The following is a 26,769-nucleotide window of genomic DNA, read 5'->3' as shown; positions in this document are numbered from 1 at the left end:
TTTGTGTCCTGTAATACCCTTGGCTTAAACAAAAATAAAGGAAATAACGCAGCAGCAGCTCAGAACCAAGTCCAAAACTGTTTTTATATTCTAGTTTAATTAAGAAAGTGTAGTAGCCTAGTAAATTTTTAATGTCTAATTGAATTCTATTATTCCTAGAAATATGATCCCTCTAGTTTTGACCCATGCTTTGTAGTTACTTATTGTCAATATATGTTACCACTAGTTTTATTTAGTCTATTTGTTTGGATTGCGTTACTATGATTAGCGTTATTAATTTATTTTATTTAATAAAAAAGATTTTGTCGTAAACTCGATCTGGTAAATCAATATCTGCGTCTGTATTTATTTTGTTTATGACTACATCATTTTATGAATTATTAAAATTTATTAAAAAGTTAATTGTATGTAGGTATAATATTAGGCAAATGCTATGAAACAATCCCTTATGAGTAAAATGAGCAAGTCGAATAGGTTTGAAGTCCGACGAAATAGTCTTACCTCATTGGAAATTTTTTATAAACAAATGAAGAAAGAAAGCCTGTGCTGACTGCTTATGCAACCATCATATTCTTTCATCAAAATAACTAGAGACTTTGGAGATAAATCATGCTAAAACGCAAATCTAAAAGACTAGACAATCGGTATAGACTGCCAATATTATTTACAATAGCGGTACCAGCTTTAGCTTTATTTTTGTGTATAGGGGTAACAATATTAAATGAAACTATATATTTTGTGAATGCTCAGCAAGGAAATATCACAAAAACAGGTATTTTTAACTATACACAAACTGATACATCTGGCAATTCCGATTGGATAAATACAGGCAATTGGTCGTTGACAGAATCTCCTACCGTAGTACTCACCTTTGATGCGGTTATTAATATGACCAAACCAGATGGGTCGGAATCTCATGAACATGCTGTTAGTGATCTATCGATTCCGTATGCTCCAATCATTACCGAAACTAATTCGACCATCATAAGAGGAACAACTACGCTTACTATGAATGATGGCTTATTTTTTTCTAAAGTACCTACAACCATTACATTGAGTGAAAAAAATATTTCTGTATATTTTGATCCATCAAAAATTGGTACTCACTTTGGAAATCAATCAATTGCCGGTTTCATGACATGAAACCAGCATAATCCTATTTGTTACGGTGGACTAAGAATTATCTTTTCTACCTTGTTTTAGACAGCTTACTGCTACTACTATATGACTTGATTAAATGATTTGATTGACCTCTTCCGGGATTTCGTAATGTTTCGCATTTCGTCTTTCAATCGTGACCATTCTGTTTCTGCATTTGAAAATAAATTGTCAACGAGTAAATAAGAAAACACATTTTATTACTCTGCAAATTGTTTGATGGAACCATTGGTACCTTTTTATAAAATGGTAAATCAAAAAATATTACTGGTGTTAAGTTATTACTCTGAAACTCTACTCAGATCCGCAAGTAATGATAATGGAGATATAATATTGTTTTATTAGCCCCAAAGCAAGATATATAATACAACACCAAAATATGCCAAGTTCAATCAAATAAAAAGCTATAAGAATGACCAAAAGTCTCCATTGATATAATAAAGAATCGTTTTATTAAATGAGCGCCCAGGAACATAAATTTCAAGTTTATTTTATATTCCAGTCTTTTACTTTTAGAAAAGCTTGGTATCTAGTTATTTTGGTTGTCAATAATTCGAAATAATCTTGGATGATAGCATTAAATATTTTAGCTATAATACTCCAACGACCAGATGTTTTATTATTTAGTTATCATGCCGCCGATATGTGTTTATTGATACATATGTGTTAGAACCTTTTTCCTACTAGGAACTCAATCCCACTGTCTGTGAAAACAAGTGATTTATTTTACAGTAATAATGTCATAGTTCATAAGATTTAACCTTCATCCAAATGTTAATGTCAATCTAATTTTATATTCGATTTGATCTCAAATTTGTCTTCAGTGCTTTGTACCTTTGACTAATGCATATCCGCTATACAAAAAATATTAATCAAAGCATCTGTTGAATATGGACATGTTTGCCTATAGCAAAAATATGAGTGTAATTTCCGGTGTGTTGTTTGCTAGTGTATTGGCCATTTTGATGACTAGCCAATCTGCCGCAGCACAAACGTTAGTAACCGGCGATAGCATAACTTTGAGAAAGACAGCTACATCTGTACCTGGCATACCGTCGCCTGGACATGAAGATCATCAGATTGTTATGGCTCTACCGCCCAAAGGAGATGATAAAATTTGGGTAGGAACGGTATCTTGGATTTCTAGCGAACCTATAGAGGTGGGATTCTTGATTGCACATAATCAAAGTGCAGAAGATGAAGAACATAGCAAAGTGGAAACTCTAACAATTAACAATACTAGCAACACTATCTTAGCTTCTACCAATCTGACTGGTTCGACTCCTGAGTTGACATTTGGTACCACGGATTTTGCAGTTGATCAACTAGTATTCCATTCTACCAATAACACCAAGTTCACTGTGACATTCGCATTGGATGCTGTTGCTAAAGATATAACCAATAGCTAGCTATGGTATTTGGTTAAAATACTACTAGTTTTTATTCTTTAATTATATATATGTTGTTTTGGTTATTTTAGAATTAAAAATACATTCAGAGAACTTCTAAACTAACCCGATCAATTGCATCTAGTATCGTTTCTTGATTATATTCAATCGTAGTGGGCAAAAACACCCGACACTGACATACACCATCAATTATTTCTATTAATGATCTAATATTTTCCACATCTATAATTGCTTCGCAAACTAATACTAGTCCAATAGTATCCTTACTGTTGAATATACGAGACAGAATCAAATAATCTTGTAGTTGATGATAAATATTTTCAGAAACGTTCTTAAATTTCTTATCTGATTTAATTTTTATATCTATAAAAAATACCACATGGCCCTTTATTTCTCTAGGATTTGGTAATACTGTAAACTCCAATATGTGATTCTCCTGCAACTTGTCAAGCCTTCTACTAATGGTTTTAGAAGAGACAGAGAGGCTTTTTGCCATAACATGTAGCTCAATTCTTGGATTCAAAACCAGCTGTCTTATTATCTGATAGTCCAGTCTTTTCAATTTCTTTTTTATTTTTAGCTTTTCGTCGGATAACTGATCTTGGACTATTGCACCCAGTAAAGCAGGTTGTAGGAATCTAACCATATTTTCTACCCGATTGTGCGATTGTGACTCATCTTTTGTCAATAATGAAAAACCTTTAACTCCTCCAAGTACGGTAAACTCAAACTGAATATCGCCAATCTGTTTAATCTTCTCAATGGTCTCCTTATCAATAAGATCTTTTTTAAGTGCAAAGGAGACTACTCTGCTATATCCAAGGGCTGATGGATCAACTAATACGATAAACCTATTTATAACACCAGACGCGATCATGCTATCAACTCTTTCCTTAACACTTTTTGTTGTAAAATTGATGGACCTTGCAATGTTCCTAAATGATGTCCTGCAGTTTAGCCCTAACTGGTTTAGAATTCGCAAATCTATTGCATCCAAGGTCAACGTTCTTCATATATTGTCTACCGTGCCTATTTTTATCTTGGTGTAAGTAAAATCCATTCTTGATGCTGTTGTCCGATTTGTTTACCACAGGTATGATCCAAGTTAAATCAATTATTTCCCTAAATTTTTGTGATCATGATACAATGCAGAAACAATTATCAAATTGATTTCATCGTGGTTGTTATTATACTGACAGGAATATCTGTTGTAGCTGGCAGTACGACCATTATGATTGATCCGGGTTCTTTGATATCGAGTGCTCTAGCATCTTCTACTCCATCTAATAAAGTATTGCAAAATAAGACTCAAGATATTGAGGAAATGCTCCTCAAGCCATTCCTTTACTCCAAAGACGTTCAAAACCAATCATATATGATTAAGAGTGAACCACCAATACTTTATCAAACTGATCATAATACAAATTTCAGGATACTTCCTAACCTTACGGGAATGCTTACAGAAGAAGTACCGTTTTTTGGGAATGGCACTATCAAAGGTATAAGCTATAACCATACTGGCTTCTTTTCTGGAGTCTGGAATCTATATCATAACATTCTACAATATCATGGAGCAGTAGAATTGACAACTATGACTGGAGACAGGGCATCCTATTCAGTTCACGGCTTATCAAAAATTGATGGTAACGGTAACGTGGCTGGAAATGGTATTGCATTATTTAATACAAACTCTTCAGGAAATATATCCTTCCTTGGTGGTATGAAAATATATTATGAAGATGAGATTAAGAATCCCACAGCTTCCGACAGTCCTCATCGAATTATAGGTTGGCTAATGAAATAACGATCCTACAGAAAATGTTATCTTTGAATATATATGGTAAGCTACAACGAATGAACAAATTATTAATCTTTATTTTTTTGTCATCTGCCATCATTCCTAATATGGCAGGACAATCAGGATTGACGAAACCTGCGGAAGCCCAAAGCGATGGTGATGATGTAATCGTATCTATTATCCGTGATGCCACAAATTTTGATGATCAATCATATCAACCTAACCCTGTAAACATTAGTATCGGTGATACCATACTATGGACTAATGATGATTCAGCACGACATACAGTAACTGGGCTGAATTCTGAGTCTATAAACAGTATAATGGTAGAACAGGATAATAAACAAAAAGGAATAATTGAAAATATAGTCAATGAAATTGAAACAAACATAGTTTATAATCTAAACAATATTATAGGATTGAGAGATTATACTTTATCATCAGAAACCAACGGTGATTTGCAATCACATTCCGTATCCCCAGGTTCTCCATCGAATGACATTACAGTTTTTGATTCAGGAATAATGGAAACTGGTGATACTTTTAGATACACTTTTCAGGAACCCGGTACATTTGAGTACTACTGTACAATTCATCCTAATATGGTGGGCAAGGTATTAGTATCCTAGTAATTTACGAACAAAGGAAAGATGCCATAATTTTGGGAAAGAGTCAGCCAGCGCTCTTTATAATTCAAAAATCTTGTACTAAGGATGTGGAATTGGACGTTATGGTGTTTTTTGGTTATAATTCATATACTCTTTCTAAACTTTTTTATCAGATATTTTCATTTACCCTCTGTCGATTTATGGTTGTATTAATATCCAATCCGAAAAAGATTAGATTTATCTGTACCAAGAATGACTTTAGTTGCTGATCTTGGCGATTCTGTTTTGGAATTGTTTATCCAACTCCTATGCATCTCTTGCTGCCTTTTGATTTACAATTATTATGAATTACACTGAGTAATAATGCATAAGTAATCAATAATTAACCTCAAGTAATCTATTTTCACTCAAATAAATAAATAAATAAATCCTGATGTTACTGCAGTTTTGGTCAATTCAATTGACTAATATTCTGTATGTTTAACGTCATTTTGAAAGTGTACAATTGTTTTATGAAGTTCCATATCGCCCAGACTATTTCCAAATTTCATTCCACACAGGTCACACTCATATTCTGAATGTTCCGGTTCATTCTTATTAACTCTATTAGAACTACCCATATTTCTTCTACTCTCTCTTTTCTTCTAACATAATGAATAAAGATAAAAGTTTAAGAATGTGTTATATTCACTTTGAATCGACAAGATTCAAAAACTATTTAATGGTATGATGTCTTGATGTTTTGTTACTGTGCCTGTTGTTATTAATCAAGAGGATAAAATGAATTTTGATAAACGTTATGCTGAGTTTATGAATGCAACAAAATCTGAAGCAGGAAAGGATGTAAATCCTGGGGGATACTACAAGGCAATTTGGGCAAGGGATGCGGCCTTTATACTAAAAGATCAGTTTTTATCTGGTCAGTATGAGTCAACCTTATATCAAAGTCTTTTGATTTGGTCAAATCAGATAGGAACAGAAGTATCTCCATTGTTATTGTATTGCAGTAATTTAAAAAAAAGACCGTTATTATATGGCAGAGGATCACCTGAGTTAAACTTCAAGTCAAACTTTGTTGATAGTAGTACCATAAATAAATTTGAAGGAGCTATCCCTACCACTATTTATTTTGAAAGAGGTTTTTGTGAAATATATGGAAAGAATCCTGATATAGATTCAACTGCCCTAATGATCCATATTACTTCATGGATTCTAACTAATTTGATAGCAATAAAGGAAAGAAATGAAAATTTGAGTGCGAATACTGTAACGATAAATGATATGCCAAGCAATAAAGAAGGTCAGAGTATTTTCTTAAATGTTTCCTTATCAGGCATTATCAATTTTTTTGTTCCCAGGATGCTTAAAGCAGTAACTTATTTGCAGAGTAGGGATATCGACAATGATGGATTACTTGAGCAGAAACATAATGAAGATTGGATGGATACGCTTCTACGAACTGGAAAAGTAGTCTATAGTCAGGCCTGCTGGATACTTGCATTAAAGAGCCTGTCTAACCTCCTAAAGATAATCGGAAATTATGATGAATCAAAAAACCTTGAAAATATGGCATACAGAACTATACATGCAGTTGAAGAAAAGATGTGGTCTAATAAAGACAACTGCTATGCAGATACGTTAGATGCAGATCTGCATTTAGACGAAAAAATGCATAACAGACTAGTCACCCAGGATATTTCTTTATATCTAGTTGCATTAACAGAAAGTAGTCAAGACATTTTTACTGATAATAATGATAATATTCAGATCACAACCAATGGAGAATTATACTACAAACAATTTAACCATGATGATTCAGAAATACATCAAAGAGCAATAAATACATTAAATACGTTGAAAAAGAGAACTTGGAAAAACAATCTACCCCTAGTAACTGAAAAAGAAGTTGCAAAAACGGGGCCTTGGAGACTTAATCCTCACGAATACCATAATCATACTTTTTGGGCCTGGATTACTGGAATAGAAATGATAGCACGAAACCGGTTTAACATGATGGATGATTTCACTTATTTGTTATCCAAATTTGTTTCTGAAGATAATGTTATACATTCAAACATGTTACATGAGTGGGTCCATCCATTAACTTTTCAGGGCAATGGCGCCTATCCATTTAGAACAGGCATATCCGCAATTAGAATAGCTGTTACCGAGTTTTTAATTAAAAATATGGTGCAAAAATGCCAATAATTATCCCACCTCAAGGAAAAAAGAATTTGCAATCTGGTTTCTTTACTCCAAGAAATTTCATTTTTGAGGTCGATTTGATCAAATTTATTAAATTTCCTTTATTTTTCATTCGAAAAATTATTTGTCAGTTTTTTCAACTTTTCTTTCTTCAATCTTGATAAAATACCATGTCTTTGAATATAATTTCTTCTTTTCAAATACGTTATTTTATTAGAAAAAACATGTCCCGTAAGATAGATGTGAATAAAAATCACAAATATTGACAACTTTGTTATTGAGGAAGATAGTAAACCCGTCATCCGAATCGGTTTGTATCTTTTATTCACAAAATGAAAACAAAATAGGTTCCCCAAAATGGAAACGACAATCATATCTAGTTAGGGTAATGGCTTGCTAAATACTTTTAAAAAGAAAGATTGATGAACAATAGGTAAACAGCGGTTGTTGGGGAGGTTGTTTACAGTACGAGAGAAAGCTTGATCGTATATAAAACGCACTATAATATAATGGGTTAATGAAATATTTGAGATGAAATTACAGGCATGTATGTAAAAGAGAATGAGATAAGTAAAAGGTTATTTGCCGGAATCATCCTTCCTGATCCATTTGTCATCCTTTTTCTCGTATTCTTTTTTTACTGCAGACCATGCTACCTTATGTGCTACTTCCTCTGCTGATTCCTTATTGCCTCCTCTTCTCTTTTCTGGGTTCTTATATTCCTTGAGGGCACTACTATGAGCCTTTTCGAAAATATGTTGTGCGTGTTCTGGCAAGTCATCAATTCTTTTTTTTGTCACTTCAGATAGTTCATTTTTATTATTTTTTCTAGTTTTGGGCATATCTCTTTTTGTTTAAATAAAGATAAAAGCAGTAATTAAAAAATAGAATCTTTGTCACGTAAGGTAGGTATCTACAATTTTAACCTCTGGCCTACCAGAAATATTTCAATTAGAAATGATCAGTAATTAAATACTTTGTTGAATAAATTTAACTACTTTTATTTGTCGCGTCAAATAACTCATGCGAGTTTTTGAGAACAAGTAAAAGGGTAATAAGGCTACAATCATGTCATAAGTTAACCATCGATAGTCTCACGATAAGCTATCAGGCGGTAGCATGATAGTCGGATGGTGAAAAACAAAAACATGAGAAGGTCTGAGGTATTCTCTAAATAGAGGTGCCAAGTTTATAGCCATAAGAAACAAGACCTTTATTGATACCTTATTACACTTGAAAGTAATAATTGTCTAATCGATATTAAAATAAAAACTACTGTATGTTTTTGATATTACTATGACAAATATCACTTTATCTTACTGTCTGGTTGATGACTGCAATTTAAATTTGATAATAAAACACTATGAATTTAAAATTATGCTATTATGTCGTGCGAATATAAGAAATGATTGTAGTTTCGCTAAATGTATATAGCAACAAAATTTAAGGTATAAAAACCATAGTGGCCATAATAACATATGTCTAACATTACTGACACGGGCTTGACTAACAGAGCTTATGATATACTAAGAACATTGGGTAAGGATGCTGACTTTTTGTACGATACCATAGGCAAGTATATCCAGGATGCTGAAAAGGATGGACGCCAAGACTTGGCAGAGATGTGGAAAACCATAAAACAAGATGGAGAAAAACATGTGCGATTATTAAAAGATGCGTTGGAAAAAGAAATTCACCAAGAAAGTTAACTCATACTTTTACTTATTTTTAGAAATATGTAATTATTATTAACTTTGAACTATAGTTAACTCGACTGATATCTACCGAGGAACTATTACCATAGTATAATTTTTATTTTTTTATAGTTTGTTATGTCACAAGCTGATTAATGATTCTATCTGATGGTCCGTTATTTTCAACAGCCGATAACGTAAATCATTTGCCAAATTTAGAGTAAAAGGTTCAAGATGGACTTGAGATGCTGGAGACTCTAAAGACCCATGTAACACGGATTGGAGAAATCTAATCCATAAAATAACCAAAAATGATATTTCTTTTTGAATACATATAATAATAGATTGCTATCAAAGTATGCATGAATTCGATAAATGCTCGGGATATCGAAATTCATCCACATAAAACAATTATTTCATTATATGAGTCCAATATTCCAGTTGAAACGATTGCATTACAATTAGACTTGAGCATAGAAGAGATCAATGACGCTATATGCAAATATCAGGAAATAAACAAGGTTAAAGAAGAATCGGTTATCCAGGTATCAAAAGTACCGAAATTAGGCATGTTATTAGTAGAAACTGTATTTGATATCGAATCTGCAATCAAGGATGCTCAAATGAGAACATGGTATAATCTGAAAGTAAAATCCCAATTCAACATTTCTCAGGAAAAGACACAAGAACTCTTAGAGAACTTTATTGGTACAAATGTTACGCTAGTGATATTACATGTAGATCTTGTGTGCTCTACTGATCTTTCTATGAATCTACCACTTAAACGCCTTGTTCCTATAATACAGGCATTTACTCAAGAAATGTCTCTCGTAATAGAGGCCTATGGTGGATATGTTTTAAAGTATGTTGGAGATGCAATTATCTGCTTCTTTTTCACGGAAAAAGACGATTTGTATCTTCCCTGCACAAATGCTGTTGCCTGTGCACACTCAATGATAACCATAATTCAAGAAGGAATGAATACGATTTTAGAATCAAATGGTTATACAGACCTCGGTGTAAGAATAGGAATTGATATAGGTGAAAATGCAATAGTTCAATATGGTTTAAGACCTGAAACAGTAACCATTACTGAAAACCTAACTAATACAGTCGCTACAAATCAGAATTATGAGAAAAGATGTGATGGGGTTAGCAATGATAAAAATGTTAGAAAGAAAAATGGTATTACGGTTCATAAAAAGCCCTACTTGGACATTCTTGGATATACAATAAATATTGCTTCAAAAATGACAAGTTTTGCAAGGCCGAATCAAATAATTATAGGGGAAGAGGTTTATAGAAATCTTGACATTCAAACCAATAGAAAGTTCAAAAAACTAAATATTAAAAATCTTGACTGGAATTATTTAAATAATGCCACTGGAAATACCTATGAACTATATGTAAATAATGATGATAATCAAAGGTAGATTCTTTGTGTTCACAGTGTCGTATATGACTAAACAAATTTTAATAAAAAACCATTTCTACTAATTTGTCTATTGTTTGATTATCATTATCTTTCTTGATTCCTTTTTGTATTAAAATCGATACTTGCTACCGGGGGGAGGGGAGGGTGGGAATTGATCCCTGTGCTTGTAGGCTATGACAATTCCGATTTTTTATCTAGGAATAAATTAAATAAAGAGAAGACAGAGAAACATGAATGACTAGTTTCACAAGACCACCTTTGGATTTTGTTGTTATAAAAGAGGATTGGTGTAGATATGATTTATCTGATAACTCTATTTTGAAGGTTAAGGTGGTATTGACGAAGGTTTATAAAAACCAGGGTCAACTAATGTGCGAAATACATCCATTTCGTGTAATTTTGACAAACGAGAAAGGGGATCCTGACTCAAAAACATATTCTACAAAGGATCTTAAAGCATCGATTAAAGACAATATTCAATTTACAACTGTAATTGAAGATTGGAATGAATGTGTGGTTGATGATGGTACAACCATAAAAATTCGACCAGTAGTTTCGAAAATAACAAGAACCTCAAAGTTTGATCCAAAAGGATTTCCAAGGTACATCTGTGAGATCCGGGGTGATATGAAAATGATGTCCCCTATTGATGAATAGGGTAAAATGATGTTGTTTGAATCTTTGATTTGGATCAATATGCTTTGTGATAAACAAACATTTTAGATAAGTTATAGAAGAAATCTCTCGTTAAGATCTTTTTTAAACATTAACGAACTGATAATAGCGCTTATCATAATACATTCAAATGTGGCGACACCTTGATTCTTAATTCTGTTATATGCAGATGCACTTTTGTATTTTCTAGGCAATAATTACTGTTAGAACTCCAGTTACGATAATCTGGCTATCTTTAGGGGATCTAGGGTGATAATTTATCCCATCAAAATTGATATTCAAGTTAGCATTGGGGATATTATCGGTATATCGAATAACTATAGCAACATAGAGGCAAAATTTATTTATTTGTTTTGGGATATTATTTATTGATCATTCATCTTTGATGTGGGGTGTATGAGATGTTTAGGATAGGAGATTATAGAAAATTTAGTGGTCTGGATAAGAATTATTTCATGTGGTTCGCAATCTATATTGCGATAGGATTGATATTATCTTTTACGATACCATTTCCAATATCATTACTTGTATACATAGCAATCATTCTGATATTACAAACATATAGAATAAAGAAACTGCAACATTATTATCTAACCAGTACATCTGATAGTTCGACAAGAAATACCAAGAATAAGGGGCTTAGAGGGTTCATTCACTCCATTTCAAATAGTTTGTTTAATGACCCTTATTCACTAGGATCTGAACCGTTAAGATTTGTTTGTATGAACTGTAGAACACAACACAATGAAAGAAGATGCCCTAACTGTGGATCGGGAGCTGTAAAGTTGGAATAATCTCTATCAATACTTGTTTATTTAGTATTACATGCTTTTATTAGTCTCTTTATTTCTCTTTTTTTAGTATTTTGGCTTTGATCTGCATTGCCTAAAAATCTAAATTCTGCAAGAAATCATACGATCAAATAAATAGTATGTGCTAAGCTAATTCAAATTGTGTATTACCAAATTCAAATCCTCTTCTATACTAATATTTGTTAGGGTATCAGATTCGACATTTTTGGGGAGCTCAGACATTCATGAAGTATTGGGATTTGATTTAGTTATCATATATTTTGTTAATTCATGTATATGTTAGAGTACACAATGACCTAATCTTTGCTAGTACTGAATAAATTAAGTTGTGATACTATCATTGATATTCAAGTATCATAGGTAAAGGGTTGGTTAATTCGTTTATTTGCGATTAATATAAAACTATCAATGTTGAATCTAGTAACCTTGTACATTAGAATACAATATATTTGAACTTCAGATAAATTAGGAGTACTTGTCAAGCTTAAGTTTAGTTGAACCTAGACAACAAGATCTCGATTTCCTTATGGATCTTGTAAGGTCTTATTATGAATATGATGGACATGCTTTTGATGCCGGTTTGGTAAAGGAGTCTATCAAAAATCTAATAAATCAACCTTCCTTCGGGAGAGTTTGGCTTATTGACCTATTTGATAAGAATTCTGTCAAAAGCAGAGCCATTGGGTATATCGTATTAACTTTTGGCTATTCTTTAGAGTTTCATGGGCGAGACGCGTTTATTGATGAATTTTTTATTGTAGAATCAGAGAGAAGAAATGGATTTGGTAAAAAAACAATGGAATTGATCTTTGAGAAGGCAAAAGAATTTGAAATAAAGGCTATTCATTTGGAGGTAGTTACTGGTAATCATAATGCTTATGAATTTTATAATAAGATCGGATTCACAAACAGATCACATCATCTATTAACAAAAAAAGTTTGATTGCAACTCTTTTATACAGTCTTAAATGTGGCAGGCAGTCCTGCCCTGCCTCCATTAGAATAAACCTGTAATTCATTACAATACTTGGGAATTTAATTACTGAATGATTACTCAGAATCCTCCTACGACGGGGAATTTGTTGATCCTTATGTTTTGCGTCATTTGCAATCAGATTCCTATCTATTTTCCAGTATATAGTGATATACACACCTTAACTTATCTTTAAAAGTTAACTTGGTGAATTAAATTCTGATTGAGGGAAGTAATTCTTACAGACAGTCAGATCAGAATAGAAGCATGATCCGATCATTTTCTTCAATTTGAATAATGCCGGTCAAATCTAAATTATTGTCTTCTGATGCTTGCGCGTGCAGCTAATTTTGCAATTCTGATTGGCTCGGGAACAGAACCTTGAAGGGTAAAGAAATTAATTATCGTGTATGCATCTTCTGAACTTATTCCCCAATATCGTACAAACAGGTTCTTACCGGTCCACAGTCGAATTTTATCTCTTTGACCTATTTTACGATACAGTTCTACCTTCATTTCAGCCTCTGAGCTATTGGAAAAATGATGTCTTATGGCACCTTCCAGACCTTCCGATTCTTCGAAAGTCACTACAATCACTGGAATTTTAGTGTTCTCTTCAAGTTCCTTGCCATCTATTATATTGTACATACTGATAACAATACCATCCAACATTATACAATTGATGTCGTTTCTCTTTAACGACCTATACATAGATAAAATGCTTTGTGTAGCATCATCTCCTTCAATCGTGACATTACCGAAAATCATGCCGTCAATTATCAGATCACGCCGCATTACTATCCCAGCTAGCTTAGAAAACATACTACCTTTTGTAAAGCTTTCAGCGATACCTAGAACACGCATTCCTCTTTTCATTGTACGAAACTTCATTTTAGACCCTGACCATTTTTAAAAATGAGGTGTAAATATCATAGGGACTATTCACATATTTATTGTAGAAGGATACACTGAAAAACCTAACTTTTTAATCAAGTGAAAATCATAATCCGTGAAAGGAACATAATTCTTCAATGATGAACGATTGTTGATTGGCTTCTCATGAAAAGTGTGGTAGTATCTACTTGAGGGTCACAGTATTACTTATAGGGGATGTACATTAAAAATAATTTGAAAACATTTCATTAGATGCATGGAGTACCAATCAGGCGACTTCTCTTTAAACTAATTTAGGATTTTATGATCAGATGATAATTTAGATATCAACTCGCGTGATAAGTTATTTTTGTGTTAGTAGGCATATAGTCGGACGACGGTTTTTCATTGTCTATTTCTATCAGAAAAAATGATGATACTCTACTAAATACCATCTCATAATCGACGTTCAACAAGATAATACTCTTGGAAAAAACAGCTTCTAATTCTGATTATCCCAAGTGGCTAAAAGTTTGATACATAGTGAGAACGGTCAATTGATGTGACGTTAAACTATGGCAAATTCCTTAAAGTCTTTGTGCATATTTATGTTTCTCTTACGTTCTCGTATCTTTTGTAGTGGCAATAGCAATTTTGTCGAGTGCTTCTGTTACGGAATTACTGATACCATTTTTGGCAAATCCTTGTCCGATACCTGGGACCTTGGACAAGTCCAAATTCCACACCACCCTAATTTCCGTAACGTTGTTGTTGTTTTCCTTTTCTGGTTGTACTAGTGATATGGTCTTAACTCCTGTGACGGCACCTTGAGTTTGGTTTTCAATAATTGTAAATTGCTCTGGATTCAGGGTTATTGTCTGATGTGCTTTATTGTCCATAAAGGGTGGAGCAGGAACAGTTACATCTCTTTCTATTGTATTCTTTGTTTTCTCAATACTCTTTAAGATAGTAATCGGCCAATATGCTTGATTCTGATCCACATCCGAAACAATCTCCCATACTTTGTCCTTTGATGCATTGACGATTTTGGAAGCATTGATTGTATCAGTTTGTTGACCATAGGCTGTTATTACTGCAGTATTAAGTACGGCAAATAAAACAATAAGTAAAGAAAAGGAACTCATTGTAACCGTCATTGCTATTGTGTTTCTGTTTGTGTTGACTATCGTGAATAAGGATTCTATTTTCTTGACATTCCTAGATTTATTTTGTGTATTTATCATTATTATAATCTTGATATTAAGTATAATAACCGTGCCGGACCTATGAGACGTAACTTTGTTACCTAATGGACTCAATGTATAATTTCAAACCCTGTTATATTTTTTTAAAAGACCTTTTCATAACTTGGCACAAAATACGGTTGCAGAGTTATTGGTTTAGAAAGATATTATTATTATTGAGAGGGATGCCAAGTATTTCATTAAATGCCTAATTCATTATGACTTGTGAATATCATGATGGAATGGTCATGATCGACTATGTGACTAATACAGATATACTTGTGAGATTAGAGTATGCTATGCTATGCTATGCTATGAAGTAGACTATCTATTGACCTTAGAAAATACTGAATTTTTGATCGAGACAATAAAGATCTGATATGGTATGAAAAGAATAAGACCGCAAGCAAACCAAAGCACATTGACATTGAATAATCTAACCGATGCATTCAAATCCTCAACTTATTTTCATGGCGATGACAAGAATCCTTTTTCAAAGATTGGTATCCGTATTGTGGTGGGATGATTACAATTCCAATGTATTTTTAATTAACTATGTGATAAATTCCCTTGTTTATATGTTGCATGAAAAAATAATAATATCTTCATAGCTAAATGAAATTATGGTGGAAGTAAAATCGAACAAAGATCAGGTCTATCATAACCATACGGTAATAGAACAATTTACAAAACAAGCCGTTCCTTTCACCCGTGTCTCTCAACACTCTGATCAATATGGAATAGATCTTATGCTTAGATTAAGCAACCCTAAACCAGATGATACTGTTTTGGATGTAGCATGTGGAACTGGAATAATAACATGCGAATATGCCAAACTTGTTAATCATGTGACTGGTATCGATTTGACTCCAGCAATGATCGAACAAGCAAAGATTCTGCAAAAAAAGAAAAAATTGTATAATGTTGACTGGCGTATAGGAGACGTTTCCATACTACCATTTAATGACAATTCCTTTTCGTTAGTAGTAACTAGATATAGTTTTCATCATTTGCATGACCCTAAAGTTGTATTAGAACAAATGAAACGGGTGTGCAAACCAGGTGGGAAAATATTGGTTGTGGATGTTACTCCAGATCCTGATAAAAAGACTGCTTATAACTATGTCGAGAAATTACGAGACCCATCTCATACTGAAGCACTAACGATTGAAGAACTGAGACAAATGATGGAAAGTATTGGATGCATCAACATGATAACTAAACATCATGATCTTGAAATGGATTTAGATACAATCTTGCAGTCGTCATTTCCAAAGCCAGGTGATAAAGATAAAATAGTTCGACTCTTTAAGCAAGATCTTACTCAACATCATTTAGGAATGAAAAGTTATTTGGTAAATGACAAAATACATTTTTATTTTCCAGTATCCATGATTATCGGGACTAAGGAAGAAATATAATACTCTATATTTAATCTTACATCGCATATTCATTTTACATCTGATTCTAGAATAGGTGACATTAGAGGATTAATGTTCTGATTATTTGTAACGTGATCATACTATCACAGGTAACTTTGTCTATGCATCTAAAGCCATTAATCTCTTGAATGGTAATAATATTGTTACTCATCGGTATGTGTTCGACTCTCAAGTTAAATCACTCTGTGTTCTATATACTCATTAAAAGTACTTCTCAATAGGCTTGTTCAGTTTAACGATCGTGCACATTCTGCTCTATGGCTATTTACTTTGTATCATTCTCTACTTTCAATCGAACCTATCTGATTTCTGTGTTAATATGGGCTATTATTCTCTTTGCCACCCTTTTCAAAATCAAGACTCTTTTCAATCTTTTTCTGCAGTGCATTAAATTCATGATACTTTTGCTTCCATTTTGAAAACACCCTCCACTGTCTGATGCCAACACCAAGCCATACTAGAAATGCAGCACCACCTATGATCGGAATGAATTTCCCTACACCGGCAGTTGATTGAGACATTAGTCCCAGAGTTGCAATTATAGGTACAATAATAACAAATGAAATAGTCATAACGATCATCACCTTTCTCATAAAATCCAACTGATGAATGACATTATCTAGTATCTTAAGCAGACTCTCATGCGTGGACTCTCCTTTGGAATCTGTTGCATCATTCATCTAAATATCCCTCCACAGGCTTATCAAAAGGGCTGTAAACGCGCTAATCATGCTATTCATTTTTCTCCTCTCTCCTTGGAAACAGTAATTCGTACGGCTCAAATATTGCCTTTGCGATTTCCTTTCCCTTCTCTGAAACCTTGTACTTGATTATCCTATTATGTCTGCCCCATGGTTCTTCAAATCTAATTATTAGACCTTTTTCTACCAAATCGTCGATAATTGGCTTGTGTGCGACATTGTTTAATCCACAATAGCTCATCAATTGACTCTGGTTTAGCTCTCCAAATTCATTGAGCTTCAATAAGATGTCCTTCCTCATGTAAATCCGATCTCGATGTACATGTACCAATTTAGTTCAAATACCTTAGACATGGCGTTATGTGACTTCATTGTCCTTAATTTGTTTTCATGCTTGGTCTATAAAGCCCACGTAACTAAGTTACGTAGGACATGTAAACAAGCCTTATAGAACATGCATAATGTAAAGCATCAATGGTATTCAAAAATATGAGATTCCCCATATTATTGGCTGTAGCATTTTTTCTTATTCCTGGACTCATTCTTTTTACATGGCCGTCTCCTTCTGCTAGTGCCCAGGTAGAAGAAGTGTTATCTAACTACGTTGTAATGCAAAAGACCAAAACGTCAATTCCAGGTATGCATGATGGACACCAGATAGTAGTTGCACTTCCTCCTAGAGAGGATGGATTGGTTTGGAGAGGCGATATCACGTGGGCAGCAAGCAAACCAGTAGAGATAGCTGTTCTCCATGGATACAACAGCAGTGCCCTGTCAGGTAAATCATTATCGCAATTTGGTGAGCCATTGAAACAAAAGTTTGGTAATGTTGAGGTCGCTATGAGTTTAATGAAACCAGAAAGTGGGACATCATACGCATCAGGTAGTATATCCTTTGTTGGCAATGCTTTGGTATTTCATACTGCTGGTGCAGTGGGAGGTGAACCCTTCACAGTAACTTATACTGTGGCTGCGTCAGCTGAAAAGATTACATAACCAGGTTTATGTATGTATGTATGTGATTATACTAGGAAGCAAAGTTAAGGACCATCTCGAAGCTTTGTGGTGATTCAATGTATATATATCTAATTGGACAAAAACTTATGGGAAGAAACAACGATTATTAGGAAGGTAATGGTGATAACAAAAGATTCTTTTTGGTAAAAGTGAGATAATTCCTTTATTGGAGATATACTCACTATCTAAAAGTGGAAACTTGTCAACACTGGACAATAGTTCTACTCAAATTTTTTTGTTGAAGAATAAATGTTTTTTCTTCTTGTTGGCCTTGTTTACTTATCTATCTATCTAGCAAATTGTGAAAATTGCTTTGTAAGATCGATCATCTTATCAATATCTTTGCCTATGGGTGAAAAGTTGTAAGCAAATATTATATGATCAACATTCAAATCTTTTATTTTCATGATGTCGTCGCCTATTTCATCAATTGTTCCTGTCAATGTATCCCTATTAGCATTATTACCTGAATTAAGACTATTGTCCTTAAGGTACGGGTATGCGAGCAGAATCATTTTAAATTTATTGGCATCTTTATTGGCTTTATTTACCTCATTTCTAAAGTTATTCACAACACTCTGAACATAATCAAAAGGTGCAATGCCACCAATAATACCAATCCAACCGTTTAAATCATTTTCGACTATTCTCTTAATTGCATTGGGGCTAAAACCACCAAGGTAGATCGGAATATGTGGCTTTTGCACTGGTTTTGGTCCAATTTTTGATTTGGGTATATTATAATACTGTCCCTTAAATTCAACATCTTCGTGTGTCCATATCATTTTTAACATCTTGACATATTCATCGGCTCTTTTCCCTTTGTTATTAAATGGGATGTTAGAAGCTTGATATTCATCCTTGGACCAGCCGATACCTAATCCAGAAATTACTCTACCTTCAGAAAACACATCAAGTGTAGCAAGTCTTCTTGCTAAAATTACAGGATTATGAAACAGCATATCTAATACCGATGTTCCTAAGGAAATTTTATTGGTATTTGCGGCCAAAAATGAGAGTGTCTCTAAAGGATCAAGCATTATTTGATATTCTTGGGGAAGACTTCCGTCTGGAGTTGCTGGGTAAGGAGTTTGAGGGTTGGTAGGCCAGAGTAACCTTTCAAATGTCCATATCGAATCGATGCCTTCGCTTTCTGCTGCTTGCGCCATATGTAGCATATTCTCTTTTGTTGCTTGTGAACCAGCTTGCGGTAGTGAGATACCAACTTTCAAGATGAATAAAGTGGTTATTATGATATTAAAACATTCTAGTGAATAAAATCAAATCAACACTCGTCGATTGTCTATTTAACACCACTTACTATAGTACTACTGATTTCTCAATCTTGACTCAGATTTACTGCTATTATTTACTTTAATGAATGAAATAAAATCGTCTGTTAGTATCTTTAAACTATACGGTTGAATTGACACGTTAGTTTCATATGCCGTCATTCATCAAAAGTTATGACCTCAAGTAGGTGGTTGGTTAAAAAGCAGATAGGCGAATAGACGAGAGAAAGTTTATTTGTCTTGGTTTAGATTCTTTTATAGACTTAATTTAAAATATGAAATATAAATCAACCCAAGTTAATATTATAGCTTTACCACACATTGTTAGATCTAAAATCCAATGGAACTTAATGCTCCTACACGTACTAGATTATTATTCACTTATAAAGTAACATTACATTATAAAATGGAATTAGATTAACAAACACAGGAGATTATGTTTTCCAAATTGTTCCATATTTTAGATTCTACTTCACAATATTTTTATGTTGATTCAATCCTGGACCATATTCAACGACCGTTCCTTTAATGGTTTTCCTATATGCGGATATATCTAAAAGAAACTAAAGTTTACGTACCGGTGCGCTTTCTTACTCTATACCATACTTTGTTATAATAGGATTGGGGGTTATCAATTCTATTTCTTTGCTCTGGGATAATTCATATTCTGGCACAACTTTTCCTTTACCTTTTGACTTTGCTGTGGTCCCAGGTAGCATAAAACTTTGGTGTTATTTCTAATAGGATTGCATCTCCTCCTCTGATTTTACTTATGATGGTGTGTGACATAGGGTGCTCGACGCTTCCAAGATATTTGACTACAATCTTTTCAATTGTGGGAAGGTTATAATCAACATCATCAGATATTCTCACTGTTCCTTTGCCGCGAACACCTTTATAGGGTATTCTATCATCATCTATGCAGAAGTATATTTTGTTATTCCTTCTTAGGTTTTGGGTTTTTCTTGATTCTCTTCCGCTCTCTATATAGATCTTTTCGTTCCTATCGTCAAAGTAATACCATGTTGGGTGGATGTTGGGTTCCCCCTTTTCATCCAGAGTCGAAATGTGAATGTTTTTGTTACTGTTAATTAAGAAATCTCTCACTTCCTCTTCTGTCATAGGACCGCCAAATTCTGGTTCACTTGCGTCGAGAATTTTCATAGCATATGTTGAACAGGATTTAATAAAAACATAATCGTAATTTGTACAATTTTCAAATAATAAAGTTCTTTTGAATCATAAACATCTGATATCTATAGATAGAAAAATGATAGATTTGGTCGTGAAATTCGTTTAAAGAGGCGTCCAGCAGGATCTGTTAAAGTAGAAGACTTTGAAATCGTAGAGGTAGAAATTCCAGACATAAAAGAGGAAGGTGATTTTTTGGTTCAAAACATTTGGATGTCTATAGATCCATTTTTACGTATCTATATGGTCAAGGGTACTAGGTTTGCTCCACCTTTTGAACTGAATAAACCACTTGATGGCGGATGCATAGGAGAAGTAATCAAATCCAAAAGCTCCCAGTTTAAGGTAGGTGATTATGTTAAGGCCAATTTTGGTTGGAGGGAATATTGGATCAGCAATGATGCTCAAATTGAAGAAAAATCCATATCAAAAGTAGATCCAACCCTGGCACCATTGAGCTCTTTTCTGGGTCTACTTGGTATCACTGGCATGACAGCGTATGTTGGTCTATTTAAGATATGTAGTCTACATGAAAGACATGATACTGTTTTTGTATCTTCAGCCGCAGGAGGGGTGGGCTCTGTTGCATGTCAGTTGGCCAAGATAAAGGGCTGTTATGTAGTAGGCAGTTGTGGTAGTGATGCGAAAGTAAATTGGTTAGTTAATGAACTTGGCATGGACCATGCTTTTAACTATAGAAAGATCGGCTTTGATAATATCACCGAGGAACTAAATAGGGCTTATCCAAATGGAATCGATATATATTTTGATAATGTTGGAGGTAAACATCTCGAGGCTGCATTTAACAATATGAATACCTTTGGAAGGATTGCTTTGTGTGGAACCACATCTCAATACAATAGCGAAGACATGACCTATTCTTCAAAAGAAGATCAACAGCGTAGCAGATCAGCATCCTTAGGCCCTGCCAATCTTTCTCTGGCAGTTTCACACAGGCTCAAACTTCAGGGTTTTATCTGGAGCGATCACTTTGATATTTTAGGAGAATTCAATACAAACATGTCAAATGGATTAGGGATGGCAAAATACAACTAAAAGAAAGTATTTTTGAAGGATTGGAAAATGCACCACTTGCCTTTGCCAGTCTCTTTAGAGGAGATACTATTGGTAGAACGCTAGTTAGACTGTCTTAGGTTAATAAACATTGAGAAGATAGTCTGATATAACACATCGTATATCAAGCCCTGTCAAAATAGGGTTCAGGAAATTGAAGAGCCACGGATCCATTGATATTTGAAAGTTATTGTTCGAATACTTACAGCATAAATAAATTTTCAATATATTCATATAAGAGATCTACTCGTGGATTTATTTCTAAAATTTCTTTAATGTCCACCTTTTATCAAGTTGTTTCCTTTGAGATAAGTTAGAGTATATGCTAGACCACCACAAATGACACCTATGCTTAAGATTCCTATTGAAATGGCTATTGGAGTAGTTAGCGCATTCAATATTTCAATATTCTGTGGACCTATTTTTCCTTCGATGAAGACAGACATTACTCCTGAGCCTGATAATCCCGCAAATATCATAAGCAAAGTAGTCAGAGGTCCTCCAATATTCATACCTAGTAGATGAATCCATGCCAATACCTTTAATATGCCAGAAATTTGTCGCCTAAGATTGATTTCCAAATGAATGTAGAAAATGGCCGTAACTGCTATGGCAACTATGAAAATAAGATAAAATATAATTCCAAGAAAGAACCATTTTGCAGGCCCTTCAAAAGACAAAGATAGAAATTGTATCATATCAAAGTTATTTGCAAAAATAAATTGTGAAGCCACCATAGATAGTGCTAGTAAAGTCATTATGCCTCCTTGAATTATGGCAGTGATAATAAATCGATTACCCCATTTTGTCCTATGCATATCGTTTATCATAAGACGTTGCTACCTAGTACTGTCATCCTATTTTTTTCTTATCTAACAAAGCACTTATATCTACAACGAATCTTGTTAAATTTGTATTTATAGCCTCATTCCCTTGTAACCATACATATACATAGATCATCGCTTGAAACTCGAGGTTATTCATTTCGTAAATGTGGTGGACATCGCATTGTTATCTCTAAATTTTTTTATCTCCAATTATCGGTGTTCGTGTTCTAACTATGTCATAATGATGCATCTTAGTTAGCTTCTAATGGTTTTACAGGTTTAGGTGTCAGGACTAATATTCTATGGTTCATATAACTTATAATGAAGTCTTATCACTCTAAATGATTCGCAAACTTAATACAGATTTCCTTGCCGATTTTTTGTGTGGTGTTATTCCATTTGGGCGATATGACTAAAGTTTATCCTAGTTGTAAAACTTAAAAGCAAATCTTTGTTGTATTCTAGATAACTTTTAGCTTAGTCAAATTATTATGTTGTTATTATTATACTATTGATATATTTCAGAATAAAAGAACTTTAATCACTGGGAAAGACCTTTGACATTATTACAAAACCAGAATTACTTGGTTGGCTATCGAATCTTTAATTTTATTAAATATACGGGGTTTGTACCCAAACCAGAATTTGCAGACTGTCAATAATCAATAGGTATCTTAATGGTTGTTGCAACAATTTCAGCAACGTAACTCTTATTTTGTAATAAGCCTATGATTAGTTATAGTGAATTTTATCCTCATAACTGTAGCTACATTAACATTAATCCTTGCATTTAATTATTCTTTTAATTCATTTTTTATCTCAAATTCCATGGCATTACCAAATTTGTCTATTGAAGTTACAGAAAATACTAGTAGTAGCACTTTTAGTTCTTTGAGTAGGGATTTTGATCAAACTATTGAAAATATTAATAATGATAATAGTAATTCTACCGAAACAACCAGCGATGATGAAGAGAGCTCCGCAACAGAAACAACCAGCGATGATGAAGAGAGCTCCGCAACAGAAACAACCAGCGATGATGAAGAGATCCTACCGTAATGATCTCCTATTTCTATATCGATATAATAAGGATTTTCCAATGATTTGAGTAAAATATTTTTATCCATTAAAACATTGGAAATTTTCTATTTTAGAATTTATGATGTTTTATAGTATCGATCTATCTAGCATATTGTGTATTGTAAAACTAAATAAGTTGTAGTGAAACAATACTTCTTCATAAAGAGAATCTGAATGATTTTCTTCAGCCCTTTATTGAACCTAACGTAAATCCTTTGATCATTTGTCTTTGGAAAACAATGATGAGAATTATTACTGGTAGTAATGCAATTATTATTCCTGCAGACAAGTATCCCCATTCGATTCTATACAGTGAAATAAATTGGTATAATGCGACCTGAAATAAAGTGGAGTTAGGTGAATTTGCAAGTACAATAGGGAGAACAAATTCATTCCAAGAGAAAATAAATGAAAATATGGATGCGACTGCAAAACCTGGCATAGACAGGGGTATGGTAATTTTTCTTAATACTCCTAATTTTGAACATCCATCAATCAATGCGGACTCTTCTAATTCTCTTGGAATTGTCTCAAAATAATTCTTTAACAACATGATATTTAACGGTATGATGAGGATTTGAAAAGTAAGAATTAAAGATACAAGGGAATTTAGTAGTCCTAGATTTGCAAGAATGATATATAATGGTATTATGTTTATAACTATTGGTATTGTAAATAAACCCAATATAAAGGAAAAGAATATTTTCTTAGCTTTAAATTCAAATCGTGCTAGGGCATATCCAGCAAAAGCACAAATAGTAACATTCAAAATCATACTCCCAAAACTGACAATTAAGCTGTTATAGATACTTTTCACAATGGTGGAATTTGTAAATACAAACCAGTAATTTTCAAGTGTAACGTTTTCAGGAATCAATTTCGGAGGAAAACTCATGGTTTCATCGTTTGGTTTCAATGACGTCGTAAAGACCCAGATCAAGGGAAATAGTGTGAGCCCGATGAATACAAAAAGAGCGATATAAACAAATGATTTTTCGATCATTTCTATTTGTTTGCTTGAAAATATGTCCATGTTCAATCTATCGCCTCTGTCTCAATGCACTAATATAGATAAAAGCAACTACTACGTTGATAAGTAATAGTATTATACCCGATGCCGACCCTTTGGACAATAGTCCAAATTCAAAGGCCTGTCTATACATATAAAGGGATGCAGGAGTACTTGCAAATAACGGATTACCGCCAGTCATGATTAACGGTATTTCAAAAAAATTAATCGACCAGATTGTTATTAAGATTACATCAATTATTATAAAGGGTTTGATTAAAGGGAGAGTCAAATAGAAGAAGGACATGATCTTAGTGGCTCCATCCACCTTAGCAGATTCGTAAATAGATTGATTTACAGATAATAATCCTGCAGTAAGAAACAAAATAGTAAATGGTGTTCCATACCAAACATTTGCTATAATGATTGACCAAACGACCGTATTCGGATCTGAAAGCCATGCGATAGCTGAAAATCCAAAATACCCTAGTAAGTAATTTATGATTCCGAAACTATTGTCAAAAATAAATTTAAATGAAAAAGCAGCAATTAATCCAGATGTTATCCAAGGGATCATAAATATTGCGATTAGGATCTGCTTTCCCCTAGAAATTTGATTTAGTAGAGATGATATTAAAAGTCCTATAAAAAATTGAAATGCTACAGATCCTCCAACAAAGATTAACGAAATTTTGACTGAAATATGAAAATTTGGATCATTTAGAACCTGTTTAAAGTTATCAAGACTTACAAATCTCCATTCTTTTAATATTGTTGTTACTGTGACATCGTGTAAGGAGATGTAAATATTCCACATAAAAGGAAATAACAAGAATACTATTAGTATCGAAATTGCAGGGAGGAGGAAAAAATAAGGTTCATACTTTGTTGTTAACTGCATTTTGATAAAAAGAACGTTTAGGTTGGTTTTAGTTTGTTACCAGTCTAAAATTTCAACAGTTTTTTTTGCCGCGTCATCTAAAGCCTGTTTGGGTGGTTTTATATTATAGTAAACTTCGTCTATGGCCTGTTTTATATTCTCTGCGATTTGAGGATACTCTGGAATATTTGGTCGACTATGACCGTTGGGAATCATCGAAATGAGTTCAGAGTAGTAGGGTATTGTGCTGTTAAGTTGAGATGCGTAGTTACCTTCACCGATTGATTTTTGAGTTGGAAGATAACCTTCTTGCTGCAACATAGGGGTTAAAACTTCGGGATCCACCATTAGTGTCAACAACTCCCATGCTAGGTCTTTATTAGGCGATGTCTGAGGAATACTAAGTATCCATCCACCCATCATTGTGGTAGTATTAACGTTACTAGAGGGAGTTGGAAACAACGGGAGCATACCTATTGTCTCATTCAGAGAGCTCCATTCACTTTTAGGGAATGTTCCTAGTAGCCAAGATCCTTCTAACATAACTGCAAACTTTTTATCTGCAAATTCCTGTCCCCAAAAGTGATTTGGCTGAGGTGAAATTCCTGCATCTACCTGTTGTTTTAGAAATTCCAATGCCTTCACACCCTGTGAACTATTGAATACAGGAAACCAATATTTCCCCTTGGTGGGGTGATTGTCTCTTTGTTCAAGAATTTGACCGCCTTGCATCCATAAATACGGATACCACATATCCGGTGAATGAGCAGCTCCTACCAAGTGGACTCCTTGAATTCCACGGTCTTTTAGCACCTCATTTAGTTTTTTGGCCGATTCAATATATGCATTCCATGTGGTTAAATTCTCTGGATTAATTCCTGCTTCTTGGAGAAGATCTTTCCAATACCACAAGGCCCTTACATCGGTCCACGACCAAATGCCATAGGTCTTGTTTTCATACTTGCCTCCTTCCCAATTGGTTGGATACCATTCGTTTGCTCTCCCCCATTCATTTACTCTATCAGTTATATCCATTAGAAAACCTCCTTCAGCAAATTCTCCAAGCCATATCTGATCAACAGAAATTAGGTCTACAGGAGTTTGTCCTGCCATTGAGGTCAAGATCTGTGTCCTAGTTGCATCATATGGTAAGACCCGGTAATCCACTTGAATGTTTAATTCTGGATGATTTTGTCTTAGTTCATCCAAAGCTTTTTCAAATAAAATATCCCATCTTTCCTTAGGTTCGGCCACAATTGCGGTGAGTGTAACTTGCTGCTGTCCATATGACTTGTCGTAATTAGTTAGCATAAAGAGCGTAACAAAAACTAACATAGCAAAGAAAGTGAATGAATATGCATAAAATTTCATT

At 33.8% G+C, this 26,769-nt stretch carries 28 protein-coding genes; 15 read left to right on the top strand and 13 right to left on the bottom strand.

Annotated features, from left to right (window positions below; translation table 11 throughout):
* Positions 1-609 precede the first annotated feature (609 nt).
* Positions 610-1,143, top strand: coding sequence for a hypothetical protein (locus NFRAN_RS05070; protein ID WP_134483495.1), 534 nt, complete (start codon positions 610-612; stop codon positions 1,141-1,143).
* 932 nt (positions 1,144-2,075) lie between these two features.
* Positions 2,076-2,567, top strand: coding sequence for a hypothetical protein (locus tag NFRAN_RS05065; protein WP_134483493.1), 492 nt, complete (start codon positions 2,076-2,078; stop codon positions 2,565-2,567).
* A gap of 85 nt (positions 2,568-2,652) precedes the next feature.
* Here NFRAN_RS05065 and NFRAN_RS05060 read toward each other — a convergent pair whose 3' ends face one another.
* Positions 2,653-3,564: an AsnC family transcriptional regulator gene (locus NFRAN_RS05060; RefSeq protein ID WP_269472313.1), complete on the bottom strand. Its 912-nt coding sequence runs from the start codon at positions 3,562-3,564 to the stop codon at positions 2,653-2,655.
* Positions 3,565-3,744: 180 nt separating this feature from the next.
* On the opposite strand from NFRAN_RS05060, the gene NFRAN_RS05055 reads away from it, so the two are divergent.
* Positions 3,745-4,371 (top strand): hypothetical protein, encoded by a 627-nt coding sequence (locus NFRAN_RS05055; protein ID WP_134483489.1) that lies wholly within the window; start codon positions 3,745-3,747, stop codon positions 4,369-4,371.
* Positions 4,372-4,421: 50 nt separating this feature from the next.
* The gene (locus NFRAN_RS05050) at positions 4,422-4,994 is read left to right on the top strand and encodes a cupredoxin domain-containing protein (protein WP_172602138.1); all 573 of its coding nucleotides are present in this window, start codon (positions 4,422-4,424) and stop codon (positions 4,992-4,994) included.
* A 443-nt stretch (positions 4,995-5,437) separates the two neighbouring features.
* Here NFRAN_RS05050 and NFRAN_RS13680 read toward each other — a convergent pair whose 3' ends face one another.
* The gene (locus tag NFRAN_RS13680; protein ID WP_172602137.1) at positions 5,438-5,593 is read right to left on the bottom strand and encodes a hypothetical protein; all 156 of its coding nucleotides are present in this window, start codon (positions 5,591-5,593) and stop codon (positions 5,438-5,440) included.
* Between the two features lie 160 nt (positions 5,594-5,753).
* Here NFRAN_RS13680 and NFRAN_RS05045 point away from each other — a divergent pair, with 160 nt between their 5' ends.
* Positions 5,754-7,181, top strand: coding sequence for a GH116 family glycosyl hydrolase (locus NFRAN_RS05045; RefSeq protein WP_172602136.1), 1,428 nt, complete (start codon positions 5,754-5,756; stop codon positions 7,179-7,181).
* A gap of 575 nt (positions 7,182-7,756) precedes the next feature.
* On the opposite strand, the gene NFRAN_RS05040 is transcribed toward NFRAN_RS05045, so the two are convergent.
* The gene (locus NFRAN_RS05040; RefSeq protein ID WP_134483484.1) at positions 7,757-8,020 is read right to left on the bottom strand and encodes a ChaB family protein; all 264 of its coding nucleotides are present in this window, start codon (positions 8,018-8,020) and stop codon (positions 7,757-7,759) included.
* A gap of 636 nt (positions 8,021-8,656) precedes the next feature.
* Here NFRAN_RS05040 and NFRAN_RS05035 point away from each other — a divergent pair.
* The 5 genes from NFRAN_RS05035 (at position 8,657) to NFRAN_RS05015 (ending at position 12,737) form a co-directional block, all read left to right on the top strand.
* Positions 8,657-8,887: a hypothetical protein gene (locus tag NFRAN_RS05035; protein WP_134483482.1), complete on the top strand. Its 231-nt coding sequence runs from the start codon at positions 8,657-8,659 to the stop codon at positions 8,885-8,887.
* 347 nt (positions 8,888-9,234) lie between these two features.
* On the top strand, positions 9,235-10,305 hold the full coding sequence (locus NFRAN_RS05030) for an adenylate/guanylate cyclase domain-containing protein (protein ID WP_134483480.1): 1,071 nt from the start codon (positions 9,235-9,237) through the stop codon (positions 10,303-10,305).
* A 236-nt stretch (positions 10,306-10,541) separates the two neighbouring features.
* Complete coding sequence (locus tag NFRAN_RS05025; protein WP_134483478.1) at positions 10,542-10,964, top strand: hypothetical protein; 423 nt, start codon at positions 10,542-10,544, stop codon at positions 10,962-10,964.
* Positions 10,965-11,383: 419 nt separating this feature from the next.
* Positions 11,384-11,776: a hypothetical protein gene (locus tag NFRAN_RS05020; protein WP_134483476.1), complete on the top strand. Its 393-nt coding sequence runs from the start codon at positions 11,384-11,386 to the stop codon at positions 11,774-11,776.
* 493 nt (positions 11,777-12,269) lie between these two features.
* Entirely contained in the window at positions 12,270-12,737 is a 468-nt protein-coding gene (locus NFRAN_RS05015) for a GNAT family N-acetyltransferase (RefSeq protein WP_134483474.1), read from the top strand.
* Positions 12,738-13,082: 345 nt separating this feature from the next.
* Here NFRAN_RS05015 and NFRAN_RS05010 read toward each other — a convergent pair whose 3' ends face one another.
* Together NFRAN_RS05010 and NFRAN_RS05005 are read right to left on the bottom strand one after the other, a co-directional pair.
* Complete coding sequence (locus NFRAN_RS05010) at positions 13,083-13,658, bottom strand: DUF99 family protein (protein WP_134483473.1); 576 nt, start codon at positions 13,656-13,658, stop codon at positions 13,083-13,085.
* 599 nt (positions 13,659-14,257) lie between these two features.
* Positions 14,258-14,884, bottom strand: a complete 627-nt coding sequence (locus NFRAN_RS05005; protein WP_134483471.1) for an SRPBCC family protein — start codon at positions 14,882-14,884, stop codon at positions 14,258-14,260.
* A gap of 385 nt (positions 14,885-15,269) precedes the next feature.
* Between NFRAN_RS05005 and NFRAN_RS13675 the strand changes: the two genes are divergently transcribed.
* Together NFRAN_RS13675 and NFRAN_RS05000 are read left to right on the top strand one after the other, a co-directional pair.
* Entirely contained in the window at positions 15,270-15,410 is a 141-nt protein-coding gene (locus NFRAN_RS13675) for a hypothetical protein (RefSeq protein ID WP_172602135.1), read from the top strand.
* Positions 15,411-15,507: 97 nt separating this feature from the next.
* Entirely contained in the window at positions 15,508-16,305 is a 798-nt protein-coding gene (locus tag NFRAN_RS05000) for a class I SAM-dependent methyltransferase (protein ID WP_134483469.1), read from the top strand.
* 335 nt (positions 16,306-16,640) lie between these two features.
* Here the strand turns inward: NFRAN_RS05000 and NFRAN_RS04995 are convergent, their stop codons facing one another.
* Both NFRAN_RS04995 and NFRAN_RS04990 read right to left on the bottom strand, forming a co-directional pair.
* Positions 16,641-17,006 (bottom strand): hypothetical protein, encoded by a 366-nt coding sequence (locus NFRAN_RS04995; RefSeq protein WP_134483467.1) that lies wholly within the window; start codon positions 17,004-17,006, stop codon positions 16,641-16,643.
* 52 nt (positions 17,007-17,058) lie between these two features.
* Positions 17,059-17,358, bottom strand: a complete 300-nt coding sequence (locus NFRAN_RS04990) for a winged helix-turn-helix domain-containing protein (RefSeq protein ID WP_269472312.1) — start codon at positions 17,356-17,358, stop codon at positions 17,059-17,061.
* A 143-nt stretch (positions 17,359-17,501) separates the two neighbouring features.
* Here NFRAN_RS04990 and NFRAN_RS04985 point away from each other — a divergent pair, with 143 nt between their 5' ends.
* Entirely contained in the window at positions 17,502-18,023 is a 522-nt protein-coding gene (locus NFRAN_RS04985) for a hypothetical protein (RefSeq protein WP_145988028.1), read from the top strand.
* 308 nt (positions 18,024-18,331) lie between these two features.
* On the opposite strand, the gene NFRAN_RS04980 is transcribed toward NFRAN_RS04985, so the two are convergent.
* Positions 18,332-19,276, bottom strand: coding sequence for a TIGR03619 family F420-dependent LLM class oxidoreductase (locus NFRAN_RS04980; protein ID WP_134483461.1), 945 nt, complete (start codon positions 19,274-19,276; stop codon positions 18,332-18,334).
* Positions 19,277-20,020: 744 nt separating this feature from the next.
* A complete protein-coding gene (locus NFRAN_RS04975) occupies positions 20,021-20,500 on the bottom strand; it encodes a pyridoxamine 5'-phosphate oxidase family protein (protein WP_134483459.1) in 480 nt (159 codons plus the stop codon).
* Between the two features lie 126 nt (positions 20,501-20,626).
* Here NFRAN_RS04975 and NFRAN_RS04970 point away from each other — a divergent pair, with 126 nt between their 5' ends.
* On the top strand, positions 20,627-21,583 hold the full coding sequence (locus tag NFRAN_RS04970; RefSeq protein WP_269472335.1) for an NADP-dependent oxidoreductase: 957 nt from the start codon (positions 20,627-20,629) through the stop codon (positions 21,581-21,583).
* A gap of 290 nt (positions 21,584-21,873) precedes the next feature.
* On the opposite strand, the gene NFRAN_RS04965 is transcribed toward NFRAN_RS04970, so the two are convergent.
* Positions 21,874-22,431 (bottom strand): hypothetical protein, encoded by a 558-nt coding sequence (locus NFRAN_RS04965; protein WP_134483458.1) that lies wholly within the window; start codon positions 22,429-22,431, stop codon positions 21,874-21,876.
* An 825-nt stretch (positions 22,432-23,256) separates the two neighbouring features.
* Between NFRAN_RS04965 and NFRAN_RS04960 the strand changes: the two genes are divergently transcribed.
* Positions 23,257-23,487 (top strand): hypothetical protein, encoded by a 231-nt coding sequence (locus NFRAN_RS04960; RefSeq protein WP_172602134.1) that lies wholly within the window; start codon positions 23,257-23,259, stop codon positions 23,485-23,487.
* Between the two features lie 205 nt (positions 23,488-23,692).
* Here the strand turns inward: NFRAN_RS04960 and NFRAN_RS04955 are convergent, their stop codons facing one another.
* The 3 genes from NFRAN_RS04955 to NFRAN_RS04945 form a co-directional block, all read right to left on the bottom strand.
* The gene (locus NFRAN_RS04955) at positions 23,693-24,541 is read right to left on the bottom strand and encodes a carbohydrate ABC transporter permease (RefSeq protein ID WP_197731127.1); all 849 of its coding nucleotides are present in this window, start codon (positions 24,539-24,541) and stop codon (positions 23,693-23,695) included.
* Positions 24,542-24,548: 7 nt separating this feature from the next.
* On the bottom strand, positions 24,549-25,334 hold the full coding sequence (locus NFRAN_RS04950) for a carbohydrate ABC transporter permease (RefSeq protein ID WP_172602133.1): 786 nt from the start codon (positions 25,332-25,334) through the stop codon (positions 24,549-24,551).
* Positions 25,335-25,454: 120 nt separating this feature from the next.
* Positions 25,455-26,768, bottom strand: a complete 1,314-nt coding sequence (locus NFRAN_RS04945) for an extracellular solute-binding protein (RefSeq protein WP_134483452.1) — start codon at positions 26,766-26,768, stop codon at positions 25,455-25,457.
* Position 26,769: the final 1 nt, after the last annotated feature.

Source organism: Candidatus Nitrosocosmicus franklandus, assembly GCF_900696045.1.
Classification (GTDB): Archaea; Thermoproteota; Nitrososphaeria; order Nitrososphaerales; family Nitrososphaeraceae; genus Nitrosocosmicus; species Nitrosocosmicus franklandus_A.
This window is presented reverse-complemented; position numbering and strand designations above follow the sequence as displayed.